This is a genomic window from Streptosporangium sp. NPDC020145, from assembly GCF_040631275.1.
GTDB lineage: Bacteria > Actinomycetota > Actinomycetes > Streptosporangiales > Streptosporangiaceae > Streptosporangium.
In genome coordinates this window covers 133,753-157,784 of the sequence record NZ_JBEXZT010000011.1, presented here as the reverse complement: position 1 = coordinate 157,784, position 24,032 = coordinate 133,753, and the positions used below count along the sequence as shown (strand labels likewise).

16 protein-coding genes and 1 pseudogene are annotated in these 24,032 nt (G+C 71.1%); 9 read left to right on the top strand and 8 right to left on the bottom strand.

Annotated features, from left to right (window positions below):
* Position 1 precedes the first annotated feature (1 nt).
* A complete protein-coding gene (locus ABZ463_RS21750; RefSeq protein WP_362778357.1) occupies positions 2 to 4,381 on the bottom strand; it encodes a LamG domain-containing protein in 4,380 nt (1,459 codons plus the stop codon).
* Between the two features lie 283 nt (positions 4,382 to 4,664).
* On the opposite strand from ABZ463_RS21750, the gene ABZ463_RS21745 reads away from it, so the two are divergent.
* Positions 4,665 to 11,228, top strand: a complete 6,564-nt coding sequence (locus ABZ463_RS21745) for an RHS repeat-associated core domain-containing protein (RefSeq protein ID WP_362778355.1) — start codon at positions 4,665 to 4,667, stop codon at positions 11,226 to 11,228.
* 60 nt (positions 11,229 to 11,288) lie between these two features.
* Here ABZ463_RS21745 and ABZ463_RS21740 read toward each other — a convergent pair whose 3' ends face one another.
* Positions 11,289 to 12,194, bottom strand: coding sequence for a LysR substrate-binding domain-containing protein (locus ABZ463_RS21740; protein WP_352015960.1), 906 nt, complete (start codon positions 12,192 to 12,194; stop codon positions 11,289 to 11,291).
* 102 nt (positions 12,195 to 12,296) lie between these two features.
* Between ABZ463_RS21740 and ABZ463_RS21735 the strand changes: the two genes are divergently transcribed.
* Positions 12,297 to 13,181 carry an NAD(P)H-binding protein gene (locus ABZ463_RS21735; RefSeq protein ID WP_362778351.1) on the top strand — a complete coding sequence of 295 codons (885 nt, stop codon included), beginning with the start codon at positions 12,297 to 12,299 and terminating at the stop codon, positions 13,179 to 13,181.
* Between the two features lie 291 nt (positions 13,182 to 13,472).
* Here the strand turns inward: ABZ463_RS21735 and sigJ are convergent, their stop codons facing one another.
* Positions 13,473 to 14,393, bottom strand: a complete 921-nt coding sequence (gene sigJ / locus ABZ463_RS21730; protein WP_362778349.1) for an RNA polymerase sigma factor SigJ — start codon at positions 14,391 to 14,393, stop codon at positions 13,473 to 13,475.
* A gap of 138 nt (positions 14,394 to 14,531) precedes the next feature.
* On the opposite strand from sigJ, the gene ABZ463_RS21725 reads away from it, so the two are divergent.
* Positions 14,532 to 15,689 (top strand): FAD-dependent oxidoreductase, encoded by a 1,158-nt coding sequence (locus ABZ463_RS21725; RefSeq protein ID WP_362778347.1) that lies wholly within the window; start codon positions 14,532 to 14,534, stop codon positions 15,687 to 15,689.
* Here the strand turns inward: ABZ463_RS21725 and ABZ463_RS21720 are convergent.
* Complete coding sequence (locus ABZ463_RS21720; protein WP_362778345.1) at positions 15,682 to 16,335, bottom strand: response regulator transcription factor; 654 nt, start codon at positions 16,333 to 16,335, stop codon at positions 15,682 to 15,684. The two genes, ABZ463_RS21725 and ABZ463_RS21720, sit on opposite strands and share 8 nt — an antisense overlap.
* A complete protein-coding gene (locus ABZ463_RS21715; RefSeq protein ID WP_362778342.1) occupies positions 16,323 to 17,471 on the bottom strand; it encodes a histidine kinase in 1,149 nt (382 codons plus the stop codon). Before ABZ463_RS21715 ends, ABZ463_RS21720 begins: the two co-directional genes overlap by 13 nt.
* A 131-nt stretch (positions 17,472 to 17,602) precedes the next feature.
* On the opposite strand from ABZ463_RS21715, the gene ABZ463_RS21710 reads away from it, so the two are divergent.
* Positions 17,603 to 17,998 (top strand): DUF6069 family protein, encoded by a 396-nt coding sequence (locus ABZ463_RS21710; RefSeq protein ID WP_362778339.1) that lies wholly within the window; start codon positions 17,603 to 17,605, stop codon positions 17,996 to 17,998.
* Positions 17,999 to 18,019: 21 nt separating this feature from the next.
* Here ABZ463_RS21710 and ABZ463_RS21705 read toward each other — a convergent pair whose 3' ends face one another.
* On the bottom strand, positions 18,020 to 18,577 hold the full coding sequence (locus ABZ463_RS21705; protein WP_362778336.1) for a hypothetical protein: 558 nt from the start codon (positions 18,575 to 18,577) through the stop codon (positions 18,020 to 18,022).
* Between the two features lie 87 nt (positions 18,578 to 18,664).
* On the opposite strand from ABZ463_RS21705, the gene ABZ463_RS21700 reads away from it, so the two are divergent.
* Both ABZ463_RS21700 and ABZ463_RS21695 read left to right on the top strand, forming a co-directional pair.
* The gene (locus ABZ463_RS21700; protein WP_362778333.1) at positions 18,665 to 19,717 is read left to right on the top strand and encodes a histidine kinase; all 1,053 of its coding nucleotides are present in this window, start codon (positions 18,665 to 18,667) and stop codon (positions 19,715 to 19,717) included.
* On the top strand, positions 19,714 to 20,388 hold the full coding sequence (locus tag ABZ463_RS21695; protein ID WP_352015969.1) for a response regulator transcription factor: 675 nt from the start codon (positions 19,714 to 19,716) through the stop codon (positions 20,386 to 20,388). The genes ABZ463_RS21700 and ABZ463_RS21695 overlap by 4 nt, the downstream gene beginning before the upstream one ends.
* Here ABZ463_RS21695 and ABZ463_RS21690 read toward each other — a convergent pair.
* Positions 20,316 to 21,419 carry a hypothetical protein gene (locus ABZ463_RS21690; protein WP_362778330.1) on the bottom strand — a complete coding sequence of 368 codons (1,104 nt, stop codon included), beginning with the start codon at positions 21,417 to 21,419 and terminating at the stop codon, positions 20,316 to 20,318. The genes ABZ463_RS21695 and ABZ463_RS21690 overlap by 73 nt on opposite strands.
* Before the next feature lie 126 nt (positions 21,420 to 21,545).
* Here ABZ463_RS21690 and ABZ463_RS21685 point away from each other — a divergent pair, with 126 nt between their 5' ends.
* The 3 genes and pseudogenes from ABZ463_RS21685 to ABZ463_RS21675 form a co-directional block, all read left to right on the top strand.
* Entirely contained in the window at positions 21,546 to 22,181 is a 636-nt protein-coding gene (locus ABZ463_RS21685; protein WP_362778327.1) for a hypothetical protein, read from the top strand.
* A gap of 489 nt (positions 22,182 to 22,670) precedes the next feature.
* A complete protein-coding gene (locus ABZ463_RS21680; RefSeq protein WP_352015973.1) occupies positions 22,671 to 22,943 on the top strand; it encodes a hypothetical protein in 273 nt (90 codons plus the stop codon).
* A 173-nt stretch (positions 22,944 to 23,116) separates the two neighbouring features.
* Positions 23,117 to 23,251: pseudogene (locus ABZ463_RS21675) on the top strand (IS5/IS1182 family transposase); the annotation flags it as partial.
* Positions 23,252 to 23,299: 48 nt separating this feature from the next.
* On the opposite strand, the gene ABZ463_RS21670 reads toward ABZ463_RS21675, so the two are convergent.
* Positions 23,300 to 23,839, bottom strand: a complete 540-nt coding sequence (locus ABZ463_RS21670) for a GNAT family protein (protein ID WP_362778324.1) — start codon at positions 23,837 to 23,839, stop codon at positions 23,300 to 23,302.
* Positions 23,840 to 24,032 lie beyond the last annotated feature (193 nt).

The following is a 24,032-nucleotide window of genomic DNA, read 5'->3' as shown; positions in this document are numbered from 1 at the left end:
GTCAGTTCACCAGTCCCCAGTCGAGGGCGCCCGAGTAGAAGGAGGTGCCGAAGCCGGTTCCGGTCGCCAGCGTGCAGCCGACCTTCTGGTCGGTGGCGAAGCCGGTGCGGCGGCAGTAGTCGATCTTTCCGTCGCCGTTGGCGTCGGACCAGTTGCGTCCCTCCGGGTAGCCCTGGTCGATCGTGTCCGAGGTGATTTCGGCGCCGAAGCCGGTGCCGGTCGAGGTCAGGCAGCCGACGTGCGTGTCGACGTGGTTCTGGGTGCCGAACACCCGGCAGAAGTCGGCCTTTCCGTCACCGGTCGCGTCCACCCACGCCCGGCCGGTCGCCTGGCCCCAGTCGAGCGCGCCGGAGAGGAACAGCGGGCCGAAGCCGGTGCCGGTCGAGGTGTTGCAGGCGATGGTCCTGGCGGAGGTGGCCCCTACGCTGCGGCAGTAGTCGGCGTTGCCGTCCCCGTTGACGTCGGTCCAGGACCGGTCCTCGGTGTAACCCCAGTCGGTGTTGCCGGAGTTGACGTCCCTGCCGAAGCCGGTGCCGGTCGAGGGGGCGCAGCTGAGGTAGCCGTCGGTGTGGTTCTGGGTGCCGCGGATCCGGCAGTAGTCGGCCTTGCCGTCGGAGTTCACGTCGACCCAGGCCCGGCCGGTGGTCTGGCCCCAGTCGAGCACGTCGGAGATGAAGGTCTCACCGAACCCGCCGGAGGTGAACGGCGTGCAGGCCAGGCGGGACTCGGGGACACCGCCGACCCGGCGGCAGTAGTCGATCTTTCCGTCACCGGTCGCGTCAACCCAGGCCCGGTCCTCGGGGAAGCCCCGGTCGAAGTTGCGGGAGTTGACCTCCATGCCGAAGGCGCTGCCGGTGGAGAGGGTGCAGCTGGCGTAGGCGTCGGTGTGGTTCTGGGTGCCGCGCAGCCGGCAGAAGTCCGTCTTGCCGTCGCCGTTGACGTCCACCCAGGCCCGGCCCGCGTCCTGACCCCAGTCGAGCACGCCGGAGGTGATGGTGATGCCGTACCCGCTGCCGGTGGACAGCGTGCACGCCACCTTGCTGTTGGGCACCGCGCCGACCCGGCGGCAGAAGTCGGCCTTGCCGTCGCCGTTGAAGTCGACGAGGCCTCGCACGACCCCGGTGGGACCGGCGACGTCGGGGACGACGCCCTGGAAGATCTGGATCTCGTCGAGGTCGCCCTTGACGAAGCCGCCCGAGGCGCCCTTGCCGATCAGCAGGGGCTGCTGGGAGCGCCACGGCTGCCACTGCGGGCGCATCCCCACGGTGACCTTGAGCGCCCCGTCGACGTAGAGCCGCAGGTGGCGCTGCTGGGCGTCGAAGATGCCGACCAGGTGGTGGTACTCGGTGGGATTGGCCACGGAGGTGATCGCGAAGGTGGAGTTGGCGGTGTCGGTCGCCGAGGCGGGCATCGAGAAGACCCACTTACCGTCGCCGCCCGGCTCGTAGTACAGGGTGAACCCGCCGGAGACGAACGTCTGGGCGCGGGTCAGGTCCGAGGGCCGTACCCAGGTGGAGACGGTGAACGACTGGTCGGTGAGGACGACCGGGTCGTCCGGTGCCACGTAGTCGTCGACGCCGTCGAGACGGAGACCGGTCGCGCCGCCGTGCCCCGCGCCGGAGGGCGGGACCTGCACGCCGCCGTAGAAGGTGAGGTCGCGGAACATGCCGGAGGAGTCGTGGGCCGGTCCCGGCCCGACCTCCTCGAAGTGCCACTCGGCCACCTTGCTGTTCAGCGTGGGGTCGGCGATGGCCGCCGCCTCGGTGGTGGCGATGGCCCGGTTCCACGCCCTGACCTCGGCGACCGCGCCGTCGAGGGGGGAGCCGCCCCAGCCGCCGCCGACCTGGAAGGCGCCGGAGGCGTCCCAGGCGGTGACGTCGCCGACGGTGGCCTCCAGGGTGCCGTTGACGTACAGCTGCACGGACCTGATCCCCGCGTCGTACACGCCGGTGAGGTGGGTCCAGACGCCGGCCCTCGGCACGGTGGTCGACAGGGCGGACGAGGCGGTGGCCCCCGCGGTGTCCTGCGACGGGACGGTCATCGCCCACCGGTCCTGGGCCGCGAGGTAGGAGAGGAAGAAGGCGCGGTTGCCGGTGCCCCGTTGCGAGACCACGGTGCTGTCGGCGCCCTTGCCCGCCAGTTTGACCCAGGCGGAGACCGTGAAGCTGGTCGCGGTGTTGAGGAAGTCGGCCCGGCTGGCGTAGTCGTCGGCGCTGTCGACGCGCAGCGCGCTGCGCGACCTGCCGTCGGGGCCGGGCGCCAGCCGTCCGGGCTCGCCCAGGGTGGCGCCGCCGTTGATCGTCAGGGCGCGTCCCTTGTCGGTGTCGTCGAAGGCCGTGGCCGACCCGGGGGCGTCGTTGAGCAGCCACCTGGCCAGCTCGGGCTCCGGTGAGCCGACGACGAAGGAGTGGGTCCTACGCGGCGACTGGTTGCCCGCGCGGTCCACCGCGACCACGTACAGGGTGTGGGCGCCGCCCTCGGTGGGGGTCCAGCCGACGGTCACGGGGGCGCCGACCGAGGTGGGGATGGCGACCGTGGAGGGCGGGTCGGAGAAGCCCCACTTGTAGGAGGCCACGTCGGGGGAGCTCTGGAAGGTGAACTTGCCGGTCTGGCCGACACCGCCCGCGACGTTGTCGCTCTCGGGGTAGACGTCGGAGGTCACGGTCGCCGTCTGCGGCCTGACGGTGTCGGTGACGAACTCACACTTGACCGACTCGTCGCTGGTGGCGTTGGCGTCGGACGCCCTGGCCCAGAAGCGGTAGGCGGTGTTGTCGGCGATGCCGGAGGTCGGGGTGACCACGGCCGTCGTCCCCGAGCCCACGCTCGACTGCGTCAACGGTCCCTGCTGGGCTCCGGCCGGGTCGATGGCCTGCCAGTAGAAGGAGGCGGTCATCGCCTCGCCGTCGCCGTCGGCCAGGTAGGCGCGCCAGCTCGGCGTCAGCGTGCTCACGTACGGCCGTTCGCCGCCGGTGGCGCACGCCTTGCCGTCCACGGTCAGCGAGCCGGGCGGGCTGGGGACGGTGTTGGTGTTGACGATGAGCCTGGCGGTGGTGGCGTCGAACTTCTTCCATCCCGACGAGCTGTCCTCGTCGTCGGCCCGCAGGCCGAGGGTGAGCCAGCCGCCGTACTGCCTGCCGGACACCACCCACGAGTCCAGCGGGAACTCGGTGAACTTCCTGGCGTACTGGCAGCTGTTGTTGGCGACGCTGGAGACCTCGGTGCCGTTCCACTTCCAGGCGTCGGCGTTCCAGGTCGTGCCCGGGCCCAGGGTCGTGCCGACCGTGTGCAGCCAGGTGGTGCTGTCGGAGCAGGAGGTCGAGCTGAGCAGGTCGATGGTGAACCGGGAGCCGGTGAGGATCTGCTTGCCGGAGAAGGGGGCGGCGGAGAACTGGAACATCGACCGGTAGCGCGAGTAGGTGGCGCCGTCGTTGCCGCTGGGGTAGTAGCCGACCTTCGCGCAGTCGGTGTCCCAGCCGCCGGAGCAGTTGCGCCGGTCGTAGTCCCAGTACGACTGGTTCGGGGCCGCCTCGTTGATCATCGTCCAGTACGTGTAACCGACCGTGGGGTCGATGAACAGCGGGAACGTCGTCTTGGGGTCGGTCAGCAGGGCGGTGTCAGGCTTGAGGGTGAGTCCGCGGCCCGCCGTGACGCCCAGTTCGACGGGTGCGCTCCTGGCGTCCTCGGCCGGGGCGGCCGCGGTCGAGGGCTGTTTTCCCGAGGAGTCCCACATCGCGGGGGCGTCGGCGGCGAACACCGTCCTGCCCTGCTTGTCCACGGCGCGCGGCCCGTCCCACTTCAGGCCGGTCAGGGCCGTGGGCAGGGTGATCTCCCGCAGGGCCGGGTTCTTCGCGGCCTCGCGGGTCTTGACCACCAGCACGAAGGAGAAACCGGTGTCGAGCGCGGTCACCACGAGGTCGACGCCGTCGAGCACGTCGGGGTAGGTCGCGCGGGCGTCGCTCACCGTGGGCCGCGGCAGGCTGGAGGGCCAGGAGAGCGCCAGCTCGGCCTTGCCCTGTACGGCCCGCACGAGGGGGCCGGTGCCGCCGCCCGACAGGCGGACGTCGACCGTCGAGGCCCTGGGCCGCAGGAGGCCGTCGGTTCCGGGCGCCAGGGTGGGGTCCGGCTTCGTCCAGGTGCCGTCGGCCTGCCGTACCCGGCGGGGGTGGGCGTACTGCTCGACGGTGCTGCTGCCGTCGGGGTTGACGAAGACCTGGGTGGTGGGGGTGCGTTCGCTCTCCACCTCGACCCTGGTCTTGCACGCCCTGGACATCTTGATCGCCGCGTCGGTCCGAGGCACCGATTCGGCGCAGTCGGGGGCGGCGGTCGGGGGCGACTGCGCCGCAGCCGGGGTGCCGGTCGCGGACACCATGCCGATGATCATCAATAACGACGCTGCGAGTACGGCCGACCGCCGAAGTGCCGCCACCGTTTTCCCCTATCCGAGTAGATCTTGCCGGGCTGGACTGTAGCCGTCGGCATCTCGTCAAGGTCGCCGCGCTGTCAAAAATGGCAGTAAACCAGCCAAAAATGGCAGATTTCCGGCGATGTGGAGATAAGAGAAGTGCAATTATTTTTCACCTGGTTAGGCGGCTTTTCGCGCATAAAGCCCATCAGGTGCGATCGGCGGAAAAGTGCCACTTTCTCCCATGGCGAGGAACGTCCCTATGCGGAAACGAAACCGAAAACTGGTCGGCGCGGCGGTGATGACGACGGTGATGACGACCATGCTGGCCGCGTCCCTTGTCGCCGGTGAGGTCGGAGGGGTCGCCTCGGCCGCCACCACCGGACCCCCACGGGAACGCGCGGTGAAGGTGAAACGGTTCGAACCACCGACGCCGGGCAAGGTGCCCAAGGTCAAGGCGTGGCGACCCGAGCGGCCCGTGTGGCCCGGGCGGGAGAGCGCCGATGTCGTCCTGCCCGCAGTACCGGACGGTGCGGCGGGCAGGAGCGCCGACGGCGGTACGGCGGTGCGCGCGGGCGGGCTGCCGGTGTGGCTCGCGGCCACGGCCGGCCACGGCCCGGCGACCGTGCGGGTGGAGAACCTCTCGGACAGGCAGGGCGGTGACGCCCTGACGCTGCGCCTGACCCGTACCGACAAGGCCCAGAGTGCCGAAGACAAGGTGCGGCTCACCGTGGACTACCGGGGCATGGCCTCGGCCGTCGGCGGCGACTGGGCCTCCCGGCTGCGGCTGTGGAGCGTCTCCACGTGCGTCCTCACCCCCGCCCACACGGCCTCCCCCGCTCCCGAGCACACCGCCGCCTCCACTCCCACACCGCCCGGGACCCCCGTCCCCGCGGGCACAGGGACCAGGACCCCCATCCCCGCCCCGACCGGGCCCGTCCCCGCCCTCACCCCCACCCCCAGCACCGTGCCCCTGCCACGCGTCACCTCCACGGCCACCCCCGTGGCCACCCCCACCCGCATGTCCTCCGGTCCCACCCCCGGCTCCCTGCCCCTGCAGCCCCCCGACTCCCCGGCCGTCTCCCCGACCCCCGACGCGGCCCCGACCGGGACGGCTCCCGGGTGCGGCCCCGTCGAGCTGCCCTCAACCGTGGACAGGGACAAGGGCACGGTCAGCGCCCAGGTGAACGCCACCGGGCTGGTCATGCTCGCCGCCGACTCCTCCGGTCCCACCGGGGACTACGCCGCCACCTCGCTCACCCCGTCGTCGACGTGGAACACCGGTGGCAACAGCGGCGACTTCACCTGGTCCTACCCGATGCGGGTGCCGCCCGGCCTCGGCGGACCCGAGCCGCAGCTCACGCTGTCGTACTCCTCGGCACGCGTGGACGGCCTCATGGCCGCGGCCAACACCCAGCCCTCCTGGGTCGGGGAGGGCTTCGACTGGCACCCCGGCTTCATCGAACGCCGCTACGGCGCCTGCTCCAAGGACATGGAGAACGGCGCGAACAACCAGGCCGAGACCGGTGACCTGTGCTGGGTCACCGACAACGCGACGCTGTCACTGCCCGGCCACTCCGGTGAGCTGATCAGGAACGGCGACCGCTGGCACCTGCGCGACGACGACGGCCTGAAGGTCGAGCGGCGCACCGGCACGACCAACGGCGACGACAACGGGGAGTGGTGGGTCGCCACCGACACCGACGGCACCCAGTACTGGTTCGGCGGACGCGCGGGCTCGCAGTCCACGCTGAGCGTGCCGGTCTTCGGCAACCACGCGGGGGAGGCGTGCCACCAGAGCACCTTCGCCGCGTCGAGCTGCCGTCAGGCCTTCCGCTGGCAGCTCGACTACGTGGTCGACACCCACGGCAACACGATGCGCGTCTCCTACGCCAAGGAGACCAACCGCTACAGCCGCAACTCCACCACGACGGACGCCGCCGACTACGACAGGGCGGGCTACCCGGAGAAGATCGAGTACGGCACGCGCGGCCTGGACGACGCCCCGCAGATGCGGGTGGTGCTCGGCACGGCCGACCGCTGCCTGGCCGACTGCGGGACCAAGGACGCCGCCCACTGGCCGGATGTTCCCTTCGACCAGGAGTGCACCGCCTCCCCGTGCAAGCCGCAGCAGATCTCCCCGACCTTCTGGACGACCAAGCGGCTCTCGACCGTCACCACCCAGGTGTGGAACACCGCCGGGTCCGCCTGGCGTGACGTGGAGTCGTGGACCTTCGACCACACCTTCCCCGACCCCGACGACCGGGGCTCGGGCACCTCGGTCACCCCCGTGCTGTGGCTGAACACCATCACCCACACCGGCCGGGCGAGCACCGAGACCGGCTCGGCGGTGACGCTGCCCAAGGTGCGGTTCACCCCCAAGCTGCTGCCCAACCGCGTCGACACCGCGGGCGACCAGTACCCGGCGATGAACAGGTACCGGATCGGTGCGATCAAGACGGAGACCGGGAGCACGATCGACGTCACCTACGCCGGCGCCGACTGCGTCGCGGGCACCAGGACGCCCGCCCTGGACAACCTGCACGACCACGGCCTGCGGTGCTACCCGGTCAAGTGGACGCCGTCCGGCCACACCGAACCCATCACCGACTTCTTCCACAAGTACGTGGTGTCCCAGGTGACCCAGGCCGAGGCGACCGGCTCCTCCCCCCGGACGATCACCGGCTTCACGTACGGCGGAGCCCCCGCCTGGCACTACACCGACGAGGACGGCCTGCTCCAGGACGACGACAAGACCTGGTCGGTGTGGCGCGGCTACGGCCTGGTCACCAGGACCACCGGTGAGGGACCCACCCGCGTCCTGGAGGAGACCCGCTACTTCCGGGGGATGAACGGCGACCGGCTGCCCTCGGGAACCCGGTCGGTGACGATGCCCGCCGCGGGCGGCGCCCCCGCGACGGCCGACGAGGACGCCTTCGCCGGCATGGTCCGCGAGGTCGTCTCCCGCGACGTCAACGGTGTGGAGATCGGGGCCACGGTCTACCGGCCCTGGCAGTCGGACCCGACCGCCAGCCGTACGATCGACGGTTCGACGGTCCACGCCCGCCTCGTCGACAACGGCGCCACCTACACCCGCACCACCAGGGACGGCGGCAGGGCACCCCGTACGACCACCTCCTTCACCGAGTTCGACGCCTACGGCATGCCGGTGTGGGCCGAGGACAAGGGGGACGACGCGGTCACCGGCGACGAGGAGTGCTCCACCACCGAGTACACCCGCAACGCCGGCATCTGGCTGGTCGACCGGGTCTCGCGCGTGCGCAGCTTCGCGCTGGACTGCGCCACGGCCAAGGCCAAGGTGACCGCGGGCACGGTGACCGAGACGGACCTGATCACCGACGTGCGCACCGCCTACGACGGCGCCACGGCCTGGGAGGGCGCGCCCGCCCCGACCAAGGGCGACGTCACCCTGGTCGAGTCGGTCAAGGCCCTCACCGGGTCCACCTGGTCGTACGTGACCGACAGGAAGGTCACCTACGACGCCTACGGGCGGGTGCTGACCGAGACCGACGCGCGCGGCGCCACCGTCACGACCGCGTACACGCCCGCCTCGGGCGCGCCGCTCACCGGGAAGACGGTCACCGGCCCGCTCGGCTGGACGACCGTCACCGTCCTCGACCCCGCCCTCGGCCTTCCCCGGACCACGACCGACGCCAACGGCCGGGTGACCGCCCTGGCCCACGACGGCCTCGGCCGGTTGACCGCGGTGTGGCTGCCGGGCAACGACAGGTCGTCCAACGCCGACAAGCCGTCGATCGGCCACGCCTACCAGGTGAGCGACACCGGGCCGATCGTGGTGACCAGCAGGAGGCTCAACCACGCGGGCGACTACATCACCTCCTACGCCTTCTACGACAGCCTGATGCGTCAGCGGCAGACGCAGAGCGCCGACGCGGCGGGTACGGCCGACCACGTGGTCGTGACCGACACCTTCTACGACTCGGCCGGACGTGTCCTCAAGACGCACAACCCCTACCTCGCCGACGCCGCGCCCGGCCCGACGCTCGTCGTGCCCGCGCAGGACGTCCCCTCGGCCGAGTACACCCTCTTCGACTCCGCGGGCCGTACGAGCGCCCAGGTGCACCTGGTGGACGAGGCTCCCGCCAGCCCGGGAGGGGTCGACGAGCGCTGGCGCACGGTGTTCGGCTACGGCGGCGACCGTGAGGACGTCACCCCGCCGGCGGGCGGCGTCGTCACCTCGTCGGTGAAGGACGCGGCCGGACGGGTCGTCGAGACGCGTCAGTACCGCACCGGGAACGTCGCGGGCAGCGCGGCCGGATTCATCAGGACGTCGTACGCCTTCGACAACAAGGGCAGGCTCGCCAAGACGACCGACGCCGAGGGCAACGAGTGGCTCTACACCTACGACCTGCGCGGTCGCCTGGTCGGCAGCACCGACCCCGACATCGGGACGGTCACCAAGACCTACGACGACGCCGGTGACCTGGTCACCGCGACCAACGCGAGCGGCCAGGTCACCGCCTTCACCTACGACGCCCTCGGACGTAGGACGATCGTCAGGGACGACTCGGTCACCGGCGACAAGCGTGCCGAATGGGTCTACGACACGGTCGCCAAGGGACAGCTCTCGAAGTCGACCAGGTACGACGGCACCGACCAGTACACCAAGACGATCACCGGGTACACCGTCGGCTACCAGCCGACCCAGGTGGTCTACGGCATCCCGGCCGCGCAGACGGGCCTGAACAACACCTACACCTACGTCAACACCTACTGGCCCAACGGCCTGCCCAGGACCACCCGCCTGCCCGCCGTCGGCACCCTCGGCCAGGAGGAGCTGAGCCACGGCTACGACGCGCTGGACCTGCCGACCACGCTCGGCACCACCATGGGCGGCAGCTACGTGACGGGGACCGACCACACCAGCTTCGGTGAGGTCTCCAAGATCAAGCTGAGGAACAACGCGGGCAGGACCGCCGACATCTCCCGCGTCTACGAGAGCGACACCCGGCGCCTGGAGACGATCAAGACCGTGAAGGAGAGCTCTCCCGCCGTCGTCTCCGAGCTGAACCTCGCCTACGACGCCGGGGGCAACGTCACCCGGATGTCGGACCTGGCCGGCGGCGACACCCAGTGCTTCGGCGTCGACTTCCTGCGCAGGCTCGAACAGGCGTGGACGCAGACGTCCACGACGTGCGCGCAGACGGTCGGCGCCGGGGTGGTCGGCGGGACGAACCCGTACTGGCAGTCCTACACCTACGACGACATCGGCAACCGGACACAGATGGTCAAACACGGCACCACCTCCGGCGACGCCGTCACCACCTACACCGTGCCGGACGGCGCGCACCGGCTGAGCGCCTCCTCGACCACCGACGGCGTGGGCACGAGCTCGACCGCCCACACCTACGACGCCTCGGGCAACATGAAGACCCGTTCGTCGGCCGCCGGGACCCAGACCATGACCTGGGACAGGGAGGGTCGCCTGACCTCCGTGCAGGACGGCACCGGCACGACCGGCTACGTCTACGACGCCGACGGCGGCCGGCTGGTCCAGCGTGATCCGGCCGGGGCCACGCTGTACCTGCCGGGACAGGAGCTGCGCTACACCACCTCGGGCGGGGCCAAGACCGGCACCCGCTACTACTCCCACGGCGGACAGGTCGTCGCCACCCGTTCGGGGAACACCTCGACGACCGTCAGCTGGCTCAGCGGCGACCAGCACGGCACCGCGGGCAACGTCATCGCCAACACCGACACCCAGGCGGTCGCCGTACGCCGCATGACCCCGTTCGGCGAGGCGCGCGGCCTCACCGGGACGTGGCCGACCTCCATGAACAAGGGGTTCGTCGGCGGGACCATGGACGAGACCGGGCTGACCCACCTCGGCGCCCGGGAGTACGACCCGGCCATGGGCCGGTTCATCTCGGTGGACCCGCTCATCGACATCAAGGACTCCCAGCAGGTCAACGGCTACACCTACGCCAACAACAACCCGCTCTCCTTCACCGACCCCGACGGGCTGATCCACCGCTCGTGCCCCGACGGCGAGTGCAGCGACGGCAAGGGAGGCGCCCACCAGAACCGCGCCCACAACCCGGCGCACGACTACAACCCGCCCTACAACCCCGGCTTCAAGGGCGGTACGTGCGGTGCCAGGCCGTGTCCCACCGCGGACAACGCGGACTGGGGGCCGCAGGGCGCCCGCCCGCGCGGCGACAACATGTCGCCTCTGAACGGTGGTCCGTGCGGTGCCCGGCCCTGCCAGGAGTACGAGGTCGCCCCGATGGGCTGGGACCGGAAGATCGACAATTCGGAGCCGGCGCCCTTCTGCGTCGACGGCCTCTTCAACTGCGCATGGGAGGGCGCCTGGGCCAACATACTTCCCCCCTCGAACCACATCCTGAAGCAGATGGGGCACGACCTCACTCCCGACTACATCTCGGTCGACTACACGGCGATCGTGCCCACCGGCCGTATGGGCGGAGCCGGGGGAACGGCGGGGCTCACGATCACCAGGTACGGCCAGGTGACCGTCAACGAACCACGTGGCAGCCTGGGCGCTCCCGGCTTCGGCGGGAGCGCACGGCTGGGCTGGACGAACGGCGGCAACGACCCCGCGTCGGTCAACGGCTTCGTCCAGGGCGAGGCCGCGAGCGCCGGGATCGCGGTGCCCGCCCACCGCCTGTTCGGGGTCGCCGTCGCCGGGGTCGCCTCCGTGGCCGACCCGAGTCAGCAGGCCGTTGAGTTCGGCGTCGTGGGCATGCCCCCGCCGACGAAGGTGGGCGTCGTGACGGCGGTGACCTTCGGAAGGTACTGGTTCACGATGCCCGGCGGCCGGTGACCGGTCACCTCTGACGTCCCTCCCGGTCCCACGGGGCCGGGAGGGACCCTGGCCGGGGCGTCACGGTCCTGCGGGACCGGCCGCGACGGCTGTGGCCGTACGGACGAAGGCGGCGACGGCCGGTGACCGCGACTCCCTCGGCCAGGCCAGGACGAGGGTGAGCGGCGGGAGGTCCTCGACGGGCCGGTAGACGACGCCGGGGCGCGGATGGCGCCGGACGACCGAGGCGGGTGGGAACCAGACGATGCTTCCCACCTCGATCAGATTGAAGATCTGGGCCAGGTCCAGGGTCCTCGACCTGGGCCCGGCCACCGCCCCGCGCGGACGCCGGTCGTCGTCGCCGGGAACGGGCGGGAGGCCCTCCCGGTCGGCAGGGGTCCCGTCGGGCAGGACCCGGTCGGACAGGTCGGCCAGCCGCAGGCGGGGGCGGGCGGCCAGCGGATCGGCCGCGGCCAGGGCGACCAGCCGGGGTTCGGTCAGCAGCGGTTCCACGTCGAGACCGTGGTCGTCGAAGGGGGCGGGCAGCAGCGCGACGTCCGCGCGGCCGTCGCGCAGCGCGGGCGCCTGCCCTCCCCGCCCGCCCAGCACGAGCCGTACCGGCAGGGCCGCGGCCTCCTCCCGGTAGCGGGTGAGGATCAGCGGCAGCAGCCCGCCGTCGTAGTCGGCCTTCAACGCCAGCCGCAGTTCGGGTTCGGGCCGACCGGCGTTCCTGGCTCGTCGTCCGGCGGCGGTGACCGCGTCGAGCGCGGTCCTGGCGTCGCGGAGCAGGACCTCGCCCGCCGAGGTCAGCGCGACCTGGCGGGTGGAGCGCGTCAGCAGCGACACACCCAGCTGCCGCTCCAGGTTCCGGATCATCCTGGACAACGGCGGTTGCGCCATACCGAGCCGCTCCGCCGCGCGCCCGAAGTGCAGTTCCTCCGCGACGGCCACGAAATACCGGAGCTGACGGACTTCAAGGTCATTCATACCCGTAAGGTATCAATCGCCACAAGATCGGTCCTTCAGCTTCGGTGCGGCCCCCGGTTGACTGGGCGGCGTTCCCTCAACCAACCCTTCCATGGAGCTTCCATGATCGTTGTCACCGCGCCCACCGGTCAGATCGGCCGACAGGTTCTCGGCCGCCTGCTGGCCGAAGGTGAGCACGTCCGCGTGATCGTCCGTGACGCCGCCCGCCTGCCCGCCGGGGCACGCGAGCGCGTGGAGGTCGTCGAGGGCTCGCACCGCGACCTCGACGTGGTCACCAAGGCCTTCGCAGGAGCCGACGCCGTCTTCTGGCTGGTACCGCCCAACCCCCGGGCCGAGAGCGTCGAGGCCGCCTACCTCGACTTCAGCCGCCCGGCCTGCGAGGCGTTCACGGCCCAGGGGGTCGCGCGGGTGGTCGGCGTCTCCGCCCTCGGCCGGGGTACGGCGATGGCCGGCAAGGCCGGTCACGTGACCGCGACGCTCGCCCTGGACGACCTGATCGCGAGCACGGGCGTCGCCTACCGGGCCCTGGCGCTGCCCTCGTTCATGGACAACCTGTTGCGCCAGGCCGAAACGATCAGGGACCGGGGCGTGTTCACCGCACCGGTCTCCGGGGACCTCAGGGCTCCGACCTGCTCGACCGGCGACATCGCCGCGGTCGCCGCGGAACTACTGCGCGACGACACCTGGACCGGTGTCGAGGAGGTTCCGGTGCTCGGCCCGGAGGACCTCTCCCACGACGACATGGCGCGGATCATGTCCGAGGTGCTGGGCCGCCCGGTCCGCTTCCAGCGGGTCCCGGACGAGGACTTCAGAGCCAGGCTGGTCGGCTTCGGGATGACCGAGGCCGTGGCCCGGAGCATGCTCGACATGATGCGGGCCAAGGAGGCCGGTCTCGACAACGGAGTGTCCCGCGCCTCGGGGGGCGGTTCCCCCACCGGCTTCCGTCAGTGGTGCCAGGAGGTGCTCAGCCCCGCCGTCCTCGCCTGAGCACTACGGCCGGGAGGCGGTTCATGAGGAGGGCGCCGATCTTCACCCAGGGAGACCTACGGTGCGGTCATGCGGCGCTTATGTGGAATCGTCCTGCTGGTCATCGGGGTCATGAGCGTTACGGGCTGCACGCCCCGCGTGGTCGGCATGGCCGGAATCAGTGTCGACCCCCAGGGGCATCCCCTCATCGTCCTGGCCTGGTGCGGCGACAACGCACCCGAGGGGGCGCGCGTCGCCCGCTTCGACCCCCCATCGGATACTTCCTGCTCCCCGAGAACACGAACGCCGGGATCACCTTTCCCCCTGAGTGATGTCCACGCCCCACGGCCGGAGCTTGTCGGGGTTGCGGACCGCCCAGATGTGGGTGATCCAGTGGTCCGTGATCTCGAACGCGAAGACCGTCATGGTGACGCCGTCCTCCTGGGCGACCAGGCCCGGCTGGCCGTTGACCGTGCGTTCGAGGAGCGTCTGGCCCTGGAACCTGTCCCGGAGGCGGAGCAGGGAGCGCACGATCCGCTCGGCGCCCTCGACCGGGTGAAGCGCGGCCTTGACCACGCCGCCGCCGTCGCTGGTCACCGTGGCGCCGGGGTCGAGAAGACCGATGAGGGCGGTGACGTCCCCGGCCTCCAGGGCGTGCTTGAAGTCCTTGACGATCCGGGCCTGCCGGGAGGCCGGGGCCGCGGGGGTGTGCGCGTCGCGGATGCGGCGGCGGGCCGACGAGGCGAGCTGGCGGCAGGCCGCCGGAGTACGGCCGACGATCTCGGCCACTTCGGCGAAGGCGTAGCGGAAGACGTCGTGCAGGATGAACGCCACCCGTTCGGCCGGGGTCATCGACTCAAGCACGACGAGGAAGGCCATGTTGACCGACTCGTCCAGGGTGACCCGGTCCGCCGGATCGACGCTGGTCCACTCCGTGGGTTCGGGCAGCGGCTCGGGAACCCACTCACCCACGTAGGTCTCCCGCCGGACCCGCGCCGAGGAGAGCACGTTGAGACAGATCCGGCTGGCGACCCTGGTCAGCCAGGCCCCCGGCGACACGATGGCGTCCTGCTCCGGCCGGGACATGGCGTACCAGCGGGCGTAGGTCTCCTGGACGACGTCCTCCGCGTCGGCCAGGGAACCCAGCATCCGGTACGCCAGATTGATCAGCTGACGCCGTTCACCCATGATCACGCTCAGGCCGGGATCAACCGGTTCCGACGGAATGGCCATGGTGCCTCCGCACCCCCTTCGTTCGTCTCCGCCCTCACCCGTCCGACAGGACAGCGTGGCGAACTGTGAGGTCCTCACACATCGGGTCTCCACGCTGTCGGACGGGGCAGGTCAGGAATCGAGAAGGGAAACCTCCCCATGTCCACACCTTCCCACCGGGTCGTCGTCATCGGAGGCGGCTACGCGGGCACGCTCGCGGCCAACCGTCTGCGTGCGCACCCCGGCATCGACATCACGCTGGTCAACCCCCGCCCGGAGTTCGTCGAGCGGATCCGGCTGCACCAGCTCGTGGCCGGTACCGGCGAGGCCACGGCGGGCTACGACACACTGCTCGGCGAGGGCGTCCGGCTGGTCGTCGACAGCGCCACCCGCATCGAAACGGCCACCCGCACGGTACGGCTGGCCTCGGGCGAGGCGCTGCACTACGACCACGTCGTCTACGCGGTCGGCAGCACCGGGGCGATCCCCGCCTCGGTGCCCGGCGCGGCCGAGTACGCCTTCGACGTCGCCGAACTGGAGTCCGCACGACGGCTGCGCGCCGGTCTGGAGGAGCTGGCCCCGGACGCCCCGGTCACCGTGGTCGGTGGCGGCCTGACCGGCGTCGAGACGGCCGCCGAACTCGCCGAACAGGGACGGAAGGTCACGCTGGTGTGCGGCAGGGCGCTGGCGCCCTCACTGAGCGAGCCGGGCCGCAGGTCAACGGCAAGATGGCTGACGCGGCACGGCGTGGCGGTGATCGAGGGGGCCACGGTGCGCGAGGTACGGCGGGACGCGGTCGTCTTCGACGACGGCGGGGTGCGCGCGAGCGCGCTGACCATCTGGGCGGCCGGTTTCGGCGTGCCAGGTCTGGCCGCCGCGAGCGGGCTGCGCACCGACGCGCTCGGCCGGTTGCTCACCGACGAGACGCTGACCAGCCTCGACGACGAGCGTGTCGTCGCCGCCGGGGACGCCGCGGCCCCATCGGGACAGCCGCTGCGGATGAGCTGCCAGGCCGCCGCGCCGCTCGGGGCGCGGGCCGCCGACACGGTGCTGAGCCGCGTCGCGGGGGCCGCCCCGGCGTTGATTGACCTGGCCTTCGTCGGGTCGTGCGTCAGCCTCGGCCGCCACGCGGGTGTCCGGCAGTTCGCCCGCAAGGACGACACCGCGACGAACCTCTACTTCGACGGCCGGGTGGCGGCGATGTACAAGGAGTTCACCTGCAGGTTCGCGATGTCGAGGATCCGCCGCGAGGCCCGCAGGCCGGGTTCCGCGACCTGGTTCAAGGGCGGCCCACGGAGCGACGCCGCTCTCAGATGAGACCCGCGTCGTGGGCGAGAAGCGCGATCTGGGTGCGGTTGTCCAGACCGAGCTTGGTGAGGATGCTGGAGACGTGGCTCTTCACCGTCGTGACGCCCATGGCGAGTTCGGCGGCGATGTCGGCGTTCGACCGGCCCCGCGCGATCGCGAGGGCCACCTCGTGCTCGCGCGGGGTCAAGGTGGCCAACGTGGCACGGGCCCGTTCGTAGGAGTCGGCATGGGTGAGCGTGCGCTCCACCAGCCGCCGGGTGACGCCCGGCGACAGGATCGGGTCACCCGCCGCGACCCGGGTGACCGCCTCGACGATCAGCGCGGGCGGGGTGTCCTTGAGCAGGAACCCGCCGGCGCCCGCGCGCAGCGCGTGCAGGATGTTCTCGTCGGTGTCGAAGGTCGTCAGCACGATCACCTCCGGCGGGCGCGTCCTGGCGCGTAACCGGCGGGTGGCGGTGATGCCGTCCACCCGGGGCATCCGCAGGTCCATCAGGACGACGTCGGGGGCGTGGGCGTCGGTCTCGGTGATCGCCTGCATGCCGTCGGCCGCCTCACCGACGACGGTTATGCCCGCGGCGCCGTCCAGCATCATGGACAATCCGGCGCGGACCAGGGCGTCGTCGTCGACCAGAAGCACACGAATCACGCGGGCCATGGTAACCACGCCCGGAGCAGGAACCGCCCGTCGCTCTCGTGGTGGTCGAGCCGCCCTCCCGCCAGCCGTACCCGCTCGGTGAGCCCGACCAGGCCGACGCCGCCACCGGGCGGGGCCGGGGGCGCGTCCGGGGAAGGCAGCGGGTTGGTGACGGTTATCGTCAGGCGGGTTCCCGGGGAACCGTCCAGCGACACCTCGACCGGCCGGCCGGGGGCGTGCTTGCGGGCGTTGGTCAGCCCCTCCTGGACGACGCGGTAGCCGGTCCTCCCGACGGCGGGCGGCACGTCGCCGGCGGTCTCGTCGCTGAGGTACACGCTCTGGCCCGCCTGCCGCGCCTCGTCGGCCAGCCTCGGCAGGTCGGCCAGCGTGGGCCAGGGCTCCCGCCTGTCCGAGAGCCCGCCCGGGAGGTCGTCCGAGGAGTCGTCCTCCTCACGCAGCAGGCCGATGACCTGGCGCAACTCCTCAAGCGCCTGGTGCACCCCGGAGCGGACCACCCCGGCGGCCCGGGAGAGCCGCTCGGGGGAGGAGTCGGGACGATACTCCAACGCCCCGGCGTGGGTGGCCACCAGCGAGAGGCGGTGGGCCAGCACGTCGTGCATCTCCCTGGCGAGCTTGCGGCGCTCGGCCGTCCGCGCCTCGGCGACCTTCCTGCCCTGTTCGGCCTCGGCGCGGTGGGCGCGTTCACGCAACGAGGCGAGCAGGGCGCGGTGGGAGCGGGCCAGCGTCCCCCAGCCGAGGAGCGCGCCGTACGAGGAACAGATCAGCAGCAGCCACCAGCCCAGGGAGATGCCGGAACTGGGCCGCCACAGGCCCTGGACCAGATGGGCCGCGGCACCCGCGACCGCCACCCCGGCGGCGAGGGGAAAACGCCCGCGCTGGGCCACCTGCAGCGCGCCCATCGTCGCCGCGGGCGTCCCCGTGGGGGAGACCGCGGCCAGGAACGTGGCGGCGAGCGCCCCGGGAACCGGCCACCACAGCTGGGCGAGCGCCGCGACCAGGCTCGCCACCGCGACCGCGACGTCCAGCCACATCAGGGCCCCGCCGCTCAACCCCCACAGCGTCGCGCCGGTGAGCGCTCCGATCCCGAGGACCACACCGGCGACCGCCGCCGACCACGGGGACAACATCTCGCTCATCGGCTCAGGCTAACCACGGGTACGGCGACGCCGTCACCTACCAAAGGAGGACCCCGGCCCTGCCGGGGGAGGGCCGGAGGCGGCCACGCGCCGGATGTGGCGGACCACCCGGCCGGGCCATCCTCCTCGGCATGAACATCTCCGGTGGAAGACACCTCAGCACCGTGCTCGTCGCCCCCGTCGCCGCCCTGGCCGTCTGGATCCTGGCGGTTCCCGTGAGCGGGACGAGGGTGACCGTACGGATGGGCGAGGAAACACAGACTCTGGGCCCGGTGCCGGTGGTCGTGGCCGGTCTGGTGGCCGGGCTCGCCGGCTGGGCGCTCCTGGCCCTTCTCCGGCGCCGGGTCTCCCGGCCGCGCCGTACCTGGACGATCGTCGCGGTGACCGTGTGGCTGCTGTCGTTCCTCGGCCCGCTGGGCAGCTCCGCCGGCGGCGGGACCATGCTCGTGCTGCTCCTGATGCACCTGGTCGTCGGCGCCGTCATCGTCGTGGGCCTGGGCCGGGCTCCCGGGGAGGAACGGGGGTGAACCGGTGGCCCGGTCGTGCCCTCACCGGTTCCTGCGGCGCCGGTGGTAGGCGTACGCGGTGACGCCGAGCAGGGGTCCCCACAGCAGCAACGGCAGGTAGCAGACGTAGAAGGCCGCGGCCTCCCAGCCGCCCGCCTCGGTGGGGAAGGCCGAGGGGATCGGCTCGCCGCGCAGGGTGACTCCGGCGAAGTGGGTGACGAAGGTGATCGTCCACACGGTCGTCAGGACCACGGCGCCGAGGGCCGCCGGGACGATGACGAACAGTCTCGGTATTCCCCGGCCACGCAGCCCCGGGACCCAGCGCGGGAACCGTTCACCCCAGGCGGCGACCAGTCCGACCGCCGTGAACGCCACCAGTTCCGACACGATCGACAGCAGGACGACGTACGCTCGTTCGCCGACGCCGACCCCGCCGTCGAACACGATGGGCAGCCGCCAGAGGCCGGACGGCAGCACCGTGAACGGCACGGCGTAGGCGGTGGTCCGCGCCCAGCGGGGAACCCCGGCCACCGGGGTGTGGGCCGCTCTCCACATGGCGCGCGTCGGGCCACCGGCCGGTGGCGCGTCGGTTCTCGTCATGCCGCTCACGCTATGAACGGCCAGGCCGGACGACCTCCCCCAGGTGGGGGAGGTGGCCCGGAGACCGGTCGGCTAACGTCGGTCCCCGTGAGGCGCCCCATCGTCACGGCCCTGCGGGCCGGGATCTACCAGCTGCTCGGCGCCGCGCTGCTCACCCCGGTCGCCGTGGTGCTCGGCCTGCTGATCCTGGCCGAACCGACACCGGGACGTCTGGTGGTGCTGTGGGCCGCGTGCCTGCCCGCCGCGGTGCTGCTCGCCATGACACCGCTGATGCGGCGCCTTGAGGCGACCGCCCTGTCGGAACTGCTCGACGTCACCGTGCCCGGGCGGGCCGATCGCGTCTACCTGGTCGTCCTGACCAGCCTGCACCTGTACGGCGGCGCCACGCTCAGCGCCGGCGCGCTGGCGCTGTCTCCCGCCCTGCTGCCGTCGTTCGGGTCACGGCGGGCGTCCGGTGACCTGCCCGAGGCGCTCGCGCTGGCCGTCGCCGTACTGGCCGCGATGGTCGCCGCGGGGTTCGGCCAGCGGTGGGCGGCGCGCCGTCTGCTGCGCGCCGAGCCGTCACAGGTGATCGACGAACTCGGCCGCCGCCAGACCCTCGCCCTGGAGTTGCACGACTCCGTCGGCCACGCCCTCAGCGTCGTCCTGGTGCAGGCCATGGCCGCCGAGGTGGCGTTGGGACGGACCGAGCCCGCACTCGTCGCGCGGTCGCTCGGCCATCTGACGGACATCGCCCGACACGCCCAGCAGGACCTCGACGTGTTGCTGACCGTGCTCGACGACGGCACAACCGCCGAGGGTCCCACGCTGGAGGAACTCGGCATGCTCACCCGGGGTCTTGACGTGCGGACGAACGTCGCCGACCTCGGCAGGGTGCCCGCCCCGGTCTCGCGTACGGCCTACGCCATCCTCAGGGAGGCGCTCACCAACGCCCTGCGCCACGGCGACGGCCCGGTCACCGTTGACGTCACCGTCGGTGCCGACCTGGTCCTGACCGTGAGGAACACGACCACGGGCACCGCCGGTGAACAGGGACGCGGCCTGACCGGTATGCGCATGCGGGCCCGCCTCGCCGGTGGGACGTGCGCCTGGGAGGAGGAGGGAGAGACGTGGCGCGTCCAGGCGAGGCTGCCGCTGTGATCCGGGTCGTCCTGGCCGACGACGAGAAGCTGATCCGTTCGGGATGGGCGACCATCCTCTCCCTCCACGACGACATCGAGGTGGTGGCCGAGGCCGCCGACGGCCGGGAGGCCGTCGAGGCGGGCGTCGGCGCGGACGTCGTGCTGATGGACGTCCGGATGCCCCGCATGGACGGCCTGGCCGCGACCCAGGAACTCGTTCACCGCTCCCCGGCGACCCGCGTCGTCGTGGTCACCACGTTCGAGAACGACCAGCTCGTCTGGGGTGCGCTGCGTGCCGGTGCGGCGGGCTACGTGCTCAAACGCGCCCCCGTCCACGAACTGGTCGAGGCCGTACGGCTGGTGCACTCGCGCGACGCCGTCCTCTTCCCCGACGCGCTGCGCCGCATCGCCTCCCCCCACGTCAGTACGGCCAGGCGCCGCGTTCCGGTCGAGTTGACCCCCCGTGAGCTGGACGTTCTGCGGCACATCTCGCTCGGGGAGAACAACATGGAGATCGCGGCGGCGTTGCGCGTGACGAGGGAGACGGTCAAGACGCACGTCGGCAACGTCCTGGACAAGCTCGGCGCCCGGGACCGCACCCAGGCGGCCGTTCTCGCCTACGAACTCGGCCTGATCTTCGCGGGTACCCTCGCCGACTCCCGTGGCGGCGCGCTACGCCGCCGTGAGTAGGCCAGCAGCGCGGCGCCCATCAGCGGTCCCCAGACGGGGCACGGGAACAACAGGACGAACAGGACACCGTCCAGTGCCGAGCCGCTCTGCACGGCCCCGGCCAGCACCCCCGGGGCCGAGACGCACAGGACGACGGTCGCGAACAGGCCGGGGCCGACGGCCAGCACCACCGGGACGGGCCGCCCACCGACCCGGGGCACCCACCGGGGGAAGACCTCGCCCCAGCGGCTGATCAGGCCCAGCGTCAGAACGACGGACAGGACCGAACCCATGCCGATCGTGAACCCCTGAAGCCGGGTGGCCGCGTCGATGTTCGCCGAGACGAGGAACTCGATGTGGCCGGTCCTCGGGTCGTAACCGCCCAACGGCCACGGCGTCGCCCAGGACAACCGTGCCAGCGCGTACGGCACGCCGCAGCAGGCGGTCAGGATCGTGACGGTCTTCCCCCACCTCGGGTTCGCCGTCCCACGCTCATGGGTGAACGATCCGTACGCCAGCCACGCCCACCCGACCGTGATGGCCGCCATCACCCACGACCAGGCGATCCGCCCGCCGTACACGCCGAACCCGACGGCGAGGTTGGTCAGGTAGCGCGAGATCACGTCGGTCGTGGTCAGTCCCAGCACCAGCCCGGTCAGGAGCAGGACCGCCGTCACGTACGCGACGGGTCGCCGCCGTACGCACCCCACGACCACCAGCGCTCCGACTGCCAGGAAGACGACCGGGACCAGGAGATAGCCGATGGACGACAGTACGGACGCGTCTGACATGACCAGGAGGAAGAAGACACTCTGCGCCGCAGCGCCCACACCGACAAGTTTCGGCCGGGACCGGATGCCCAGCGTCAGCAGCACCCCCAGCACACCGGAGGCCACCAGCAGGCCAACGCCCACGTCGCGTTCGATCCAGTGGTTGAAGCCAACCGTGACCCTGCTGGCCGCGCCGTACGGATAACCGCCGGGGACGAACCACCACAGGGCCGCTACCGTCAGCGTGACCAGGGAAACCACCGATGCCGACAACCGGCGCATTGCTCATCCTCCCGATCCGGAACCCACCGGCCCCGAGCCTGGTCGTCGGCGGACGGCGGAGCCTCTCCCATGTGGGGGAGGGCGTATATCCGTTGCCGCGATCACCGGGGCGGGGGACACTGCGGCATGGATCCCGACGAGTTGCGTCAGACCTTCAGAGAGCTGGGTGCCCGCGTCTACACGGCGTTGCGTGACGGCGGCCTCGAAGCCGGTCTTCTCGTCGAGTTGGCCTGCCTGGTCGAGGACTGGACCGTGTCCACCCCCGCGACCCGGGAACTCCTCGAACGCCGCACCGCCGAACTGACGGTCGCCGACGTGCTCCGGCTGGGCGGGGCCCTTCTCGACGAGGTCAACTTCGTGCCGACCTACGCGCTGGAACCGGCCCTGTTCGCGGAGTTGGAGGAGGACCTGAAGGTCGTGGAACGTGACCTCCGCGCCACGGGGGTCACCGGGACGCTCCGCATGGTCATCCCCGACTGGGACTCCATGGGCATGGCGTGGGTGGAGTTCGACGGCGCCTTCCAGGGCAACGGCATCCCGCCCGGAGCCGGGGGAGTCCTGAACGTGGCCGACGCCGCCCAGGAGGCGATCATGGAGGTGATCTGGAGGGCGTGGCCCGTCTGCCCGGTGCACGACCGGGGCCTGTACACCGAAGCGGAGAACGAGACCGCCGTATGGCGCTGCACGGCCGATGAAGGACACACGGTGGCCCCGATAGGCGAACTTTCTCCTCTGCCCCGGCGCCGAGGCCGCGTCAGATGAGCCCCCGGCCTTCGCAGGTTCCGCGCCGCTCCACGCCGCCTTCAGGGAGCCCAACCTCATCGTGATCGACCAGGTCACCCGCGCCCACATGGAAGCCGCGATCACGGCACTCGTCGACGGCCGCTTCGACCTGGTCCCCGAGGAGGGAAAGTGAGGGCCGCCGTGGTCTCAGCCGGGTGGAGTCACCGCCGGGATGCGGGAACCTCAACCGAGTAGCCGCCAGGAAGATGAGCCTTCGTGAGCTCCTGGACAATGTCCGCGCCCTGGTTCTCGGCCGCACTCCAGTAAGCGTGAAAGCGCTTTCTGTCCACCGTGGTGATCACGATTTTCGTGGCAGGAAACCTGCTGATGTTGGCAGTTCACCCGCTCACGGCCCGGTGTGGGTTCCGTGAAAGTCTTTGGTTCATCGCACCTGCCGGGGAGGATCCACCTCGCATTTCACGGTGCGGTGCGGCTCCCTCCGTACGGCTGTCAGAGGAAGGTGGCGACATGATTCGCGTCGCACGAAAGATCTCCACGATCGGTGTGGTCGCGGCCACTGCGGTCACCCTGTGGGGAACGGCCGCCCAGGCCGCCCAGGCGAACAGCGGTTCGGCACCGACGGCGAATGTCAGTGAAGAGGGCCACTGGGAGCGTTACTGGTACAACAGCTGGGACCAGTGCAACGAGGACAAGCGGGGATACCAGTTGGTGAACTACTGGGTGGACGGGTGCTACGGCGGGATCGGCACCTACTACCTTGACGTTCATCTCCCCTATTGACCCCGAGCCTTTCCGGCTGGGCCTTTTTCGGCCTGAAGCCGTAGGGCGTGGACGCGGCGTGGTGAGTCGCGTCTGATCGTCAGTCGTCGATCAAGATCAATCTATGTGCCGGCTGCTTTCGGCCGTTTTCATATCGTGCCGGGCTTTCGTCGTCACATCAGACGTCGTCCGGCCTGACCGGTCGCCACCGCCCGGCGACCGGTTCTCTCTGGCGCCGCATCGACCCCGGCCGCCAAGCCCTGCTCGTTCTCGTGCATCTCCGTGAAGGAGAGACCCTTGCCGAGGGCGCAGCCGGGTTCGGGGTCGGTGCGGTCGTCCACGCCAGACTCGGCCGGATCCATCGGTCGCACGCGACCTCACCGGCCTCCGGCTTTCTCAGGCGCCTGGTTCAGGACCTGGTAGAGAACGTGTTCCTGCCATTCTCCGGCGATTTTGAGGTACTGCGGAGCGATTCCGTAGGGGACGAATCCGTTGCGCTTCAGGACGCGCTGGGATGCCGTGTTGTGGATGAGCGTCTCAGCCTGGAGGCGGTGCAGCCCCAGTTCTGTGAAGGCGATCTCCTTGGTCTCGGCCACGGCCCTGGTGGCGATTCCCCGGCCGTTGTGGGTCCTGCTGACCCAGTAACCGACGCTGCCCGACTGGAAGGCGCCCCGGGTGATGCCGCTGACGGTGATCCTGCCGACGAGTGTTCCGGCGTCGTCGACGATCGCGAGCGGGAGCATCGTGCCGTCGGAGTACGCCCTGAGCGCCGTTTCGAGGAGGTCGCGCTGTGTGGCGACGGTGAAGAAGTCGTCGTCGCGGGTGGGTTCCCACGGGGCCAGGAAGTCGCGGTTCTCTCTCAGTCGTTCCACCAGCGAGGGTGCGTCCTCCACTGAGACAAGCCGTGTGTTGCCCATGCGAGGCACCTGCCTTGGTCGTGGTCCTCCACGTGCGGACAGCATACTTTGTAGTGATTTTTCCGGCGCTGTGTCGACGGACGTCGACGGGCGCCCCGGACCCGGCTCGCCGTCCCGCGTGCCCAGGGGGAGAGCCGGTCCAGGAGGCCGCCCCCCGGGCAGGTCGGTTCCGCGGATGTGGGACGCCCCGGCG